Annotated in this window: 9 protein-coding genes; 4 read left to right on the forward strand and 5 right to left on the reverse strand. The window is 47.5% G+C overall.

The genetic code is table 11. The features are described from left to right. Positions 1-85: 85 nt before the first annotated feature. Positions 86-1,657 carry a multicopper oxidase CueO gene (gene cueO, locus ACJJIZ_RS06600; protein ID WP_444915613.1) on the forward strand — a complete coding sequence of 524 codons (1,572 nt, stop codon included), beginning with the start codon at positions 86-88 and terminating at the stop codon, positions 1,655-1,657. A 20-nt stretch (positions 1,658-1,677) separates the two neighbouring features. On the opposite strand, the gene ACJJIZ_RS06605 is transcribed toward cueO, so the two are convergent. After that, on the reverse strand, positions 1,678-2,112 hold the full coding sequence (locus ACJJIZ_RS06605; RefSeq protein WP_282931385.1) for a helix-turn-helix domain-containing protein: 435 nt from the start codon (positions 2,110-2,112) through the stop codon (positions 1,678-1,680). Between the two features lie 28 nt (positions 2,113-2,140). On the opposite strand from ACJJIZ_RS06605, the gene ACJJIZ_RS06610 reads away from it, so the two are divergent. Next, on the forward strand, positions 2,141-3,646 hold the full coding sequence (locus ACJJIZ_RS06610; protein WP_507021454.1) for an MFS transporter: 1,506 nt from the start codon (positions 2,141-2,143) through the stop codon (positions 3,644-3,646). A gap of 282 nt (positions 3,647-3,928) precedes the next feature. Then, entirely contained in the window at positions 3,929-4,435 is a 507-nt protein-coding gene (locus tag ACJJIZ_RS06615) for a hypothetical protein (RefSeq protein ID WP_444915615.1), read from the forward strand. A gap of 109 nt (positions 4,436-4,544) precedes the next feature. Here the strand turns inward: ACJJIZ_RS06615 and ACJJIZ_RS06620 are convergent, their stop codons facing one another. Beyond that, positions 4,545-5,498, reverse strand: coding sequence for a hypothetical protein (locus tag ACJJIZ_RS06620; protein ID WP_444915616.1), 954 nt, complete (start codon positions 5,496-5,498; stop codon positions 4,545-4,547). A gap of 846 nt (positions 5,499-6,344) precedes the next feature. Here ACJJIZ_RS06620 and ACJJIZ_RS06625 point away from each other — a divergent pair. Beyond that, on the forward strand, positions 6,345-8,780 hold the full coding sequence (locus ACJJIZ_RS06625; protein ID WP_444915617.1) for a glycoside hydrolase family 19 protein: 2,436 nt from the start codon (positions 6,345-6,347) through the stop codon (positions 8,778-8,780). 147 nt (positions 8,781-8,927) lie between these two features. On the opposite strand, the gene ACJJIZ_RS06630 is transcribed toward ACJJIZ_RS06625, so the two are convergent. From ACJJIZ_RS06630 to ACJJIZ_RS06640, 3 genes are all read right to left on the reverse strand, one after another. After that, the gene (locus ACJJIZ_RS06630) at positions 8,928-9,899 is read right to left on the reverse strand and encodes a NosD domain-containing protein (RefSeq protein ID WP_444915618.1); all 972 of its coding nucleotides are present in this window, start codon (positions 9,897-9,899) and stop codon (positions 8,928-8,930) included. Positions 9,900-10,137: 238 nt separating this feature from the next. Next, complete coding sequence (locus tag ACJJIZ_RS06635; RefSeq protein ID WP_444915619.1) at positions 10,138-11,361, reverse strand: hypothetical protein; 1,224 nt, start codon at positions 11,359-11,361, stop codon at positions 10,138-10,140. Between the two features lie 304 nt (positions 11,362-11,665). Beyond that, positions 11,666-11,803: a hypothetical protein gene (locus tag ACJJIZ_RS06640; protein ID WP_444915620.1), complete on the reverse strand. Its 138-nt coding sequence runs from the start codon at positions 11,801-11,803 to the stop codon at positions 11,666-11,668. Positions 11,804-11,928: the final 125 nt, after the last annotated feature.

The raw sequence follows: 11,928 nt of genomic DNA on the forward strand, positions 1-11,928 counted from the left end.
TGGAATAAGCGGTCTAAGATTTCTGGGGATAAAAATGACCAGTGCCTTAGACACTTGGAGCTATGGCACATAGGGAGGTGGACCCATGGCTCAATTGTCGCGACGGGAATTTTGTTTTGCCACTGGCGCATTGGGGGCGGCCTTACTAACAGGGATGTCGACTTCCAAAGCTGCCCAGGCACAGAAGGGTCGCCGTCAGGCTCTACCTATTCCCCCGGAGCTGCGTGCAGATGGGCAAGGCCGGATTAAATTGGCAGCGCGCCCGGGCAAGCAGTCTTTCCTACCGGGAGTGACTACGCGTACTTATGGGTTCAATGGTCCGTTTTTAGGTCCGGTGATACGGGTGCGCAAGGGCGAGAAAGTAACCGTCAGCGTGGTCAATCATCTGCCGCAAAATGTAACTGCGCATTGGCATGGACTGATCGTACCCGGCAATGCCGATGGTGGCCCCTATATGCCATTGAAGCCTGGAGAAACCTGGACCGTAGATTGGAACATAATCCAGCCCGCCGCCACTCTGTGGTTTCATCCCCACCTCTACCCGACAACCGCCGAGTTGGTACTCAAAGGCTTGGCGGGATTGATTATTATCGATGATGAAGAAGGCGATGCACTGCCGATACCTTCGCGGTGGGGTGTGGATGACATTCCGTTAGTGATTCAGGATCGCCGCTTTACCGATGATGGTCAGTTCTTCCATCGCTTTAACGAAGTGACGGTTGCGGCGGGCTATTGTGGGGATCGACTTCTGGTTAATGGCGTTATTAATCCGGTGGTCAGGCCACCTAAAGGCTGGGTGCGCTTTCGTATTTTGGATGGCTCCAACGGGCGCAACTATCGGCTTGCCACCAGTGACAAGCGTCCACTCTACGTGATAGCCAGCGACGGCGGTTTTCTCTCGGAACCAGTGAAAGTGGATGTACTGCCTATTGCTGCGGGAGAGCGCTACGAAGTAATGATCGATACCCGCGATGGCAAGCCTTTCGACTTCCAAACACTGCCAGTGCCCCAGCCAATAATGCGCCTGCCGCCATTTGATCAGGCTCACAGTTTTCTCAGTGTGGTGCCTGGAACATCTGAGGGGAAAGGACAGTTGCCGGAGAGCCTGGTATCCCTGCCGACAATTCCCCAAAACCTGCCACCAATCAGTCAGAAGCTGGTGATGCAAATGAACCGACAGAAGCAGGCGCAAGCAGTGATTGGTGCAACGGGGCTGCCGCAGATGGTTGCCGGAGGTACGACCAACCCCGATGTGGTGGCCAAGGTATTGAAGCTAATTACTGAGGGGCCGGCATTGCCGTTAAAAGAGCAATTAACTGCGAATGCGATTAATGGGGTTTCCTTTGCATTTACCGAGCCCGGGTTTAAGGTTGCGAGGAATAAGGACCTGCGCTGGGAGATCTCTGAAGGACAGGACAGAATGCTACACCCGGTACATATCCATGGCTGCCAGTTTCGGGTCACGAAATACAATAATGCAGAACCGCCACTCTATATGCGTGGCTGGAAAGATACGATGCCCATATCCGATGGCGGCAAAGCGGAAATATTTGTTCGTTTCCCGCTGCCGGCGATGCCGGATATGCCCTATATGGTGCACTGCCATGTTTTGGAGCACGAGGACTCGGGAATGATGACAGAGTTTAGTGTCTCCTGACTTTATTCGCTGCTATTCTGTCAGCGTCGCTTCTGTTTCCTGTCTTCCTTATGCTGTAACTTGGTAGCTTTCCTGATCAGGTTTTGGAAGTTGGGGCACTCCAGCTGATTGACCTCGGGACAGTTGGCCACATGGCGTAGCCCATCGCGCATAGCTTCGAGTCGGCGGATATTCTTTTCCAGATCGTCGGCCCTGGCGAGGAGCTGCTCCCTGTCGATAGCGGGGTTGCCATTAGAGGAAAACATCTCGCCAATTTCATCCAGGGAAAAACCGGCGTAGCGGCCAAGGGAGATAAGGGACAACTGTTCTATCACTGTGGCTTTAAAAATTCGGGTAATTCCCCGACGACCACATGACTTTATCAGGCCTTTTTCCTCATAATACCGAAGTGTGGAAGAGGGGAGTCCCGACAGTTTGGAGACTTCGCGTATATCCAGTTCTTCCCTGTTATTCATCGCTCATTGACCTCAAGCTCACTTGAAGTTGTATGCTAGTTTCACGCGTCATTACTGGCAAGTCAAAGTTCAGCTTATGCACACCGCGAAAAGTTATTCCGAAGACCCAATTTCCCAAGAGGCTGCTCAGGTTTCCAAAAGAGGAGTCTTGGTCACCTTGTGTTTGGCGACCTTGCTCGCAGCCTTGGGAGTCAGCGCAATTAATATGGCGCTGCCTGTACTAATCGAAAGCTTAGGAGCTTCCTTCAGTAATACTCAGTGGATTACCGTGGCCTACATGATGTGTATGACTGCGACCCTGCCTATTGCCGGCAGTCTCAGCGACAAGCAGGGTCGCAGGAAATTGTTCCTAAGTGGCGGATTGATATTCACCTTATCGACATTACTTTGCGCGCTGTCTTTTAATGTTTGGACCCTGGTTTTTTTCCGCGCAATACAAGGGGTCGGTGCCGCGATGTTCGTGGCTGTGTCTATGGCTATTGCCAGCGACGTTTTCGATAAAAGTGAAACGGGAAAGATAATTGGATTACTGGGCAGTCTGTCTGCGGTTGGGACTGGTATGGGCCCTATCGTGGGCGGCTTGATTGTCGAAAATCTGAATTGGCAGGCCATCTTTTGGCTGGTGGTGCCGGTGGGATTGGGGGTGTTTTTCCTGGCATATCGAACCCTGCCGGAAAACATAGTCGGCGAAGTTGTTGATGGCAGAAGTCGATTCAAACGCTACCTGGCCGCAGCATTCCTGTTCTTTAGCATTGTTTTTTATACCCTGGCGATTAAACCATTGGGAGAGGGATATTCAGCGGTTAATGGAATTGCTATCGCTCTATCGGTGATATTTGGTGTGGGGTTGTTTTATGTCAGGCAGAAAGTACAACCCCTGCGTGAAGGATTTACGGAATCTTCTGGAAAGCAGACATTCTTGGCGAATGTGGCTGGAAACTTTTTGGTGGCTTCATCGGTAATGAGCAGCCTGATTGTAGGGCCTTTTTATTTGACTCTGGCACTGGATCTGGACCTTTTTATCGCAGGGCTGGTGATGACAACCGGTTCATTTATGGTGGCTACTTGTTCAAATCTAGCCGGTCGAGCCGTGGATCGATTCAATAGTAGAGGTATCGTATTACTGGGTCTGGTAATTTTACTTTGTGGAGCCATGGGAATGGGGCTGCTCAGGGTAGAGCAGGGCTTGGTAGGCTATCTGATTTTTTCCGTCACTATGGCAATGGGTTACGGAACCTACCTGTCGACAGTTAATACCATGACCATGAATAGCGCCCGGGCCGAAGTTCGTGGGCGTATTTCCGGGTTTCTCAGCCTTTCACGAGGATTGGGTTTATTGACTGGAGCTTCAGTGATGAGTGTGATTTTTGTAGGGCTTGTACCCAGCCAGCCCCTGCAAGACATGAACCCGTCGCAGATAGCGGATGGTCTCAATGCCGTTTATCGCCTGGCATCAGTGTTCTTGTTAACCGCATTAACAATACAGGTGGTGTCTATTCTTGCCAGCAAGCTTGCTTCCAGAGCGCAAAATTAACGATTACCTCCAGAGCTATAAAGTAAACCCATTAGCGAGTGCTTCGTTTTAGTGAGCACTCGCGGGTATTAATAGCTGCTGGAGCTATTAATACCCATCTCTATTCCCTGATTTATTCCTATTTTCCAGTCCAGAGCTTTTACACTTCACCCACTACCTCAATAGCTAAAAATTCAGGCATAGATCTGGTTGACTTAAAGCTGGCTTCAAGTTGTATCTTGAATTTGTGGATTCGCAGTAATTTTCAACAAGATATCGAGAGAGCTTTAGGAGGACCAATCAGTGACGAATTCTTTGAGACAGTGTGTTGAAGCACTTAAAGCGAATTGGCAGGGACTTGATACTTCATCGATTGTGAGATGTCGAGAAGCCCTGGGAAAATTGGCAGTATCAAATTCTGATGAAGCATGGTTGGCTGATCTACACGGTCGCCAAGAACCCAGTGTAGAGTTATACCGGGATGAAGATAAGGGTTTTATCTTACTGGCTCATGTGGAGCCTCGTGGGCTCTATCGCCCACCACATAATCATGGCAATGGCTGGGTATTTTACGCGGTACAACATGGTGAAGTGGAGATGTCTACCTATGGATTGCTCAATCAAGACGATGGTGAACAACTGGTGAGCCGAGGCTGTTATCAAATGATGCCCGGTGACTGTAGTGCGTTCTTACCAGGGGATATTCACGATACTCATTGCCTTTCCGAATATGTATTGATGTTTAGGTTGACCAGTTGTGACTTTAGCGAGGAGAAGCGTGAGGGACGTCTTAGGGTGTTTGCATCTTAAGCAAGAGTTTAACAATTGCCCGCTGGCCAGTTGCTAACGGGCAATTATCGATTGGACGTTTCCTAAGCCCAGTACAATCAAAACTCTCGATTAAAAATCTTAATCTCTATTATTGGGATATCATCCCGATATTACCATTGCCCACTTGACTGGCTGAGATATTTCCATTGACTTCACTCTGTGAAATATCAATAAAATTATCCAGCCCATTTTGTTGAGATAAGGCGAAACTCGAAGTACCCTCCTGAAATGCAACAGCCTCATTAAACATACCTTCCTGTGTGGTGGTGATGCTCATGAGTTCACCTTCTTGTCGAGAGGAAGAGATATTGTCTGATCCGATCTGACTTGTTTGGGCGTAGCTGTTTTCATTGAATATTTGCCAGAGAATGGCATTGTTACCATCACCTAATTGGGTGAGCTCACTAATAAGGGACTCGCCAAAGTTCTGCAAGCTGGTCGCCTCATTTCCTATTCCGTTTTGTGTCACGGTAGAGGTATAGAAGGTACCGCGTAGTTGAATTAGGGCACCATCATTCAAGGTTCCTGTTTGGAGAAGTGAGCCTGAGTGGAAGTCACCACTTGTGGCGCGAACAAACCCCATATTACTTTGTCCAGATTGGAACAAGTAGCCTGTATTGCCAATGGAGTCACTTTGGAAGAGTCTACCGTTATTCAATAGCCCCTCCTGATAGATTTCCCCATTAGTCGTAGTGGTAAGTATCTGGGTACTGAGTGCGGTCTGATTATCACCCAATTGCACAATTTGCACCGTGGTTGAAGTGCTTTCTTCTTGGCTGGCGATGGCGCTGTTACTGTCTCCAGTTTGCATTTGAAGTATGTAGCCCAAGGATGAATTCACAGATTGCATCGCTTCGGCAGAGTTGGAGCTACCCGTTTGCCTTTGTTCTATTAAGTTATTTTCAATGGTTGAGTCGGCTTGCTCGGCTGTTGCCAGATTGCTATCGCCGTATTGCTCTACAGTGGCAGTACTTGTGTCCGCGTGGCTAAGAGTACCTAACAACAGAATTGTGGATGAAAAAAGGATAGCGTAAGGCTTCACAAAGATCTCCCTTTGTTGAACTAATTTGAGTTCTTTCCTGCTTGGGGCACGGGGTGCTAGCCAAAGGATAAGTGACTGTCAGTTACGGCTTATTACTGCTGATATTGCCGATCTAAAGTGTCGCCATGGAGTGAGGGAAATACTATGGGCCAGAAGTACTTTTATTTTGAGAGAAAAGTCACTGACGAAAGATATAGGAATTGTGAAAAACTGCATTTATCAGTGGTAGTTCCTGGTTAGATTGGGAACTTTTTCTCACTTAGACGATGTAAAGCGCCATGAACTTGTCTATCGGTGTCTGTTGGCTAGGTAATTAGCCTTACATTTTGATCCTGTATTGTTATTGGTAAAACTTTTCTCTTTTATGGTTTTATGTAGATTTAAAAACCTATAATTTCCGCTTTTTACGTGACTTTGATCTTGAAATTAGACATTTGCTCACTGGCGCACGTGACCTGTGTCGATGTGGTCACGAAATATTCTGTTTAAATCTGGAACCATTCCGTTTGCTATTTATCGAAACTGCTGAGTACGTATGGGGCTATTTGAACAGCGTACAGAAATAAAGTAAGTGTTTGTGATAATTATTAAAGGTGCAGGGGCAGTTGCACCCAGTTGAGTAAATAAAGACGGGGAAGGGAAGTGGGCTCCTTTCAATTTAGAGCATCCTGGCAGTGTATAAATATTTATGCCAAGAATGTCTGCTCTATTTATTAATGCCTTCCGTTATACGTTATTCACACAAGCTCTCGATCTCTATTTTTGCAAATAATACCTGGCAGTTTGGTATTTGCCTCATCGCGTAAAACTTTAAATAGAACCCTAAAAACGACAATTGGAGATTCTATGAGCCATATTTTTATTCGCACAGCCATAGCATCGGCGCTGATGCTGGGCGCTCAAGGTTTGAGTGCGGCACAACCTGCCGACGACTACGTTGCGGGCCAGAGTTATTCCGGTGGCAGCCAGGTTTGCTACGGGGAAAACTTATATAAAGCTCAATGGTGGGCAACAGCTTCTCAAATTCCCTCGGATGCCCTGACAGCAGAAAACCGCTGGGACTCCCCCTGGATTTTGGAAGAGTCAGGTGCGTGCGATACCAGTGGTGGCGATGACTCCAATTCCGGTGATGGTGATAACACCGATTCTGATGATGATACTGATACCGGAAATAACGGAGACACGGATTCAGGTAACAATGATGATACAGATTCCGGCAGCGGAGGTGGCACTGGTGGCTCTGATGACTCCGATACTTATATTTCCGGTCAAAACTATCGCAAAGGCGAAGAAGTTTGTTACGACGGAGACCTATTTGTTGCCCAGTGGTGGGCTAATGGTGACGACCACCCCACCGATGCATTAACGGCTGAAAATACCTGGGGTTCCCCTTGGCTTCTTAAGGAAGCGGATGGTTGCTCCAGTGATGGCGGCTCCGATGATGACACCGGCACCGGTGGCAATGATGGCGGCAGTGGCAACGACGATAACGACAACAGTGACGATGACAATAATAATTCTGACAGCACTCCCATTACGATCAGTGCTTCAGTGTCGCAGTCACAAATTACCGGTGGTGGCACTGTAACACTTGATGCCAGTGCCTCCGGTGGGGACGGCAATTTATCTTACAGCTGGGCCCAATTATCCCCGGCCTCTCCTGAAGCAGATATTGCTTCTGCGACCAGCGCATCCACCACTGTTACCCTACCATCAAGCACTTTTGATGTGAGCTATGTCTTTAGCCTAATCGTCAGTGATGGTGACACTACTGAAGAAGCACAGATAACCGTGCAAAACCTCGCGGTGGACGATACCGATGAAGACGACGATGATGATAATACCGATGGTTCTGAAAGCTCAGTAACCGCAAATATCTCGGCCTCAAGTATCAATGTAGGCTGTAGTGGAACGGTTAATCTGGATGGCTCAGGCAGTACCGGCGGCAGCGATATCTCTTACATTTGGAGCCAAACCAGTGGCCCTGTTGTAAAGATGACCAACTATACCGGCAGCGCTACCTCAGTGACCCTGTCTGAGGTATATAGCGATGTAACCTACACCTTCCAGCTGACGGCCTCTGACTCCACTCAAGCCAGTGATGTGGACGAGGTCTCCATTAGCCAGGATGGCTGTGCCGCAGCCGATGGCTATGTGATGGGCATCAGCGAACTGGAAGCTGCGGAAGAGTCTATTACCAGTAGCGATTCCCTGCTTCAGGAAGTAAAGGATACAGTCGAAACCCGGGACAACGCCGTGGTTGAGGCAGTACAACCTGGCCGCAGTGCAAACCCTGAAAATGTCCTCCGCGTTGAGAGTATCCTGTCTGAAGAAGACTGGGATTACCTTTTCGCCCTCAGAGCGGAAGAGTACACCTACACCAATTTCCTCCGAGCCGTAGCCAAGTTCCCAGCTTTCTGTGGTGACTATACCGATGGCCGCGATGCCGAGGCGATCTGTCGCAAGTCGATGGCTGTCATGTTTGCACACTACGCCCAGGAAACCGGTGCCCACGCAACAGGCTGGGAAGTGCCGGAATGGCGCCAGGGCCTGTACTGGTTGCGGGAAATTGGCTGGACAGAAGATACTTCCGGTGGCTACGGCGCCTGTGATGCCAGCAGCAGCTGGGCAGCTGAAGCATGGCCCTGTGCGATCAATAGTGATGGTGGTTACAAGAGTTACTTCGGCCGCGGCGCTAAACAGCTGAGCTGGAACTATAACTACGGACCCTTCTCCCAGGCGATGTACGGTGATATTTACACCCTGCTGGAAGCACCGGAGTTGGTAGCGGATACCTGGTTGAACCTGGCAAGCTCCATCTTCTTCTTCGTCTATCCACAGCCACCCAAGCCAAGCATATTGCATGTAATCGATGGCACCTGGGAACCGAACAGTGTGGATCTGGCCAATAACCTGACTTCTGGATTCGGCGTTACCACCAATATTATTAATGGGGCGATAGAATGCAGTTCTGGTACTGAAGACTACCGCTCACAGTATCGTATCGAGTACTACCAGAGTACGGCGGAATACTTCGGTGTAGAAATTCCGGCAGATGAAGAACTCGGTTGTGCCAATATGGGGCAGTTCCAGACTGGTGGTGCAGCATCCCTGGATATTTACTGGGATAAAGATTGGGGGTGGTCTGCGGATACCCCAAATAATGAGAGCTACGCATGTCAGTTGGTGAATTACCAGACTGCCTACTCAGCACTGAATGAGGGCGACTATGCCAAGTGTGTTGAGGGCAACTTTGATATGACCATCGATTACCAAGATTAAAAACCAGGGGGCTGAATAGCCCCCACCCAAACCCTTTCAGTGACCTGGCTCTCCCCCGCAGCCAGGTCACTTTTTTATTGCCCTTCCTTCGGTGTTATCTTTCTCTGAATCTATCTACAGACATGTACCTTCCTGCTAGACAAAAATTTAATCCAGGCAGCTGGGGTTAGCCGTTGTAAAAGTGTTGGAGATCCATATATTGGAAGACGTACAGGCATCGGCATTTGCGTCATTAAGGTCGAAGCCGAGACTGACGGTGCCCCCATCAACTCTGTTGCCAGTAATAAGGTAATTGGTTTGCGCAAATTCCTGCATCAATATGCCGCTAAATTCAATATCTAAAACGGTATTTTGGGTAATAATCCCTCCGGACGAGCTGCCGATAACAATACCATTCAACCCTGTTATAAGACCTGCAGCTTCAGGCTCTATGGTATTTTGTGAAACGAGTACATTATCCCCTTGGATAACGATGGAGTCCTTCTCGTTACCCAGGATTTCATTTGAAAGTATGCTGTTAAAATCCCCATCGGAAGAGATACCCATTTCGGTATTTGACAAAATTGTTGAGCCGCTAACAAAATTGTGATTGCTGGTTAGGGAAATACCTATTTCGTTAGTTTGTACTAGGACATTGTAAATTCCATGAAATCCCGAGTCCTCTGCGCTGACGCCGGTATAACAATTTTCAATAGTCCCGTTTGAGAGAAAAGCCCCCTGACCAGACAAAATAATGCCAGTATTTAGCACGGGAAGTTCGGCACAGTGCACGGTAAACCCGTTCATATCCAGGTTGCCGCTAGGACCGGATATGGTGATTGGCGGTGTAGCAGTACAGAATAATATGTCTTCTGTCATTATTTCAACGGTGGTAATGGTATCGCCGCACTGAACGTCAGCAAAAGATAGGGCTGGTAAAAGCACGGATGCAAAAATTAACGGGAAATATTTTCCTGCCTGCATGGGGTTTTTCTCTGTCAGTTGCTTTAAGGTGGCGCTTAAAAGAGATCCTTTGAGCGGATCTTCTGAGAAAAATATAGATATGATTGATTGGGGGGTGAGGTAATAGGTGACGGAGATCAGGCGTGGGAAATGGGTGCATGTTATTGATGTTTGCATAGATTCCAGCCAAACAGGGAGGAATAATTAGCGGCTAAGAACTTCCTGGATCGGCTGTTTTTATACGTACAGATTACTCTTTTTATTCTGTGGTATTGTGCTTGCGCCTTGTGTATAAGGCGGAAATATACGATAGGGCTAATAAACTATAATGCCGCCGGATATCACAAAGGATATTGGCGGCATGGTGTTACAACATATTTAAGAGCTACTTAAAAATAGGGGTGCCGGTTTACTCCTACTGTGTGACCTGGGCAAAGTTGGCGCTGCCGATTTGGATCGTGAAAGAGGAATGACCTTCACCAGATTGTGATATCTCCTTGTAATGCCCTTCGCCAATTTGTAGGAGTGTGAGGGAATTATTCAGGCCACTTTGTGAGATCACTGCTTCATTGGAATTGCCAATTTGGGCAACATCTGCACTGAGAATAGTGCCATCCTGCTGTAGGCTGACGGTATTAGCTGTTCCGATCTGTGCAACCAGCAAGTGTACATCAAGCCCTAACTGATCAGTATCCACTGCATTTTGGCTTCCGAGCTGAGCAATCTCACCACTACTAATCAGTGTATTTTGGTCGGCCTCAACACTATTTCCTGAACCGCCTTGGGTAATGATTAGGGAGCCATCTTCAGATAGATTCTGGTTAGTAGTCGCTGTATTTAAGGTTCCTAGCTGGGCAATAAATACACTATTAGAGTTACTAATAGTCTGGGTAGTTTCAGCGGAGTTCTGAGTGCCATTTTGTAATACTTCTGCACTATCAGAAGTGGCATCCAGCTGAGAAATCTTCGCATAGTTATTACCTCCAATTTGGGTAATAGACCCTTGAGCGGTGTCGCTGTCAATTTGATCAATACGGCCTGTATTTAATGATCCGACCTGAAGCAGAGTTCCAGTGCTACCAGACCTTAGCAGTTGCAGAATATTCCCCGTATTTGATACTCCAAATTGTTGAAGTGTGCCACTAGCAGAACTTATATTCTCCTGGTAAATTTCCGCAGAGTTTTGTTCTCCCACTTGAGTGGTGAGTGATGAGATTGAAGAGGTCACAACCTGTTGGGAGGTAGCGGTATTCGATACGCCGATTTGATTGACGATAATCGATCCGTCTGATGAGCTTCCCTGGCCAGCATTAGCGCTGTTACTATCCCCTGTCTGAGAAGTGTTGATATGCCCATTACTGGTATTTTCCTGGGCAGTCTCACTGTCATTGGCGACACCGATCTGGCTTTGCACGATGGTGCTTTCACTGGTTCCATCAATTTGGAGAGCATCCTCGCTGTTGTTGACTCCAATTTGAGTTTGTACTATTAAGCTGTTGTTAACATCAGAGTCTGCATTATTGGCTGTCGCGGTATTGCCTATGCCAGTTTGGTTTTGGATTACAAAATTGTTTTCGGCAAAAACCACACTGCTGATTGCCAACGCAAGTGAGCTAAAGATAAGTGGTGAGATTTTCATAAGTTACTCCTTTAAACTAAAAATCCCTAAATCATTGTCCGTTCAGTTACTGCTTCCTCCTTGTAAATCGAATTGACCACTGATATCCACTTGAGGCTCTGCCGATGAACGATACTGCATACAGAGCCTAATCCTGTGAGTTTTGGATATAACTATTGCTGCACACTGGCAAAGTTGGCATTACCAATTTGTAACGTAAATGAAGTTTGGTTTACATACACTTTGTGAAATTTCTTCAGAATGACAGCAGCCAATCTGGATTAATATCATCAAATTTCTCAGATCCGTATGGGTATTGTCTGCCTCATGGTACTGCCATTTGTGTTACAGCGGTGCTCAGAAAGGCCCTACCTTGCTGTGAAGTAACAAAATTATTCTCGGCGATAGCAGCACTGCTGATGGTCAGCGCCAGGGAATCGGTAAGGAAGGAAGAGATTTTCATAAGATACTCCTTGACTACAAAATCTCTATGACAGCATATGGTGATGTTTAGGCGATGTGCTCATTAACTTTTGCATATTGAGTAGGTTAAGATGCCCAAAGGGCACCTTAACGAAAGTCTCTATC

It is taken from the genome of Microbulbifer maximicatervae (SeqCode), from assembly GCF_052467225.1.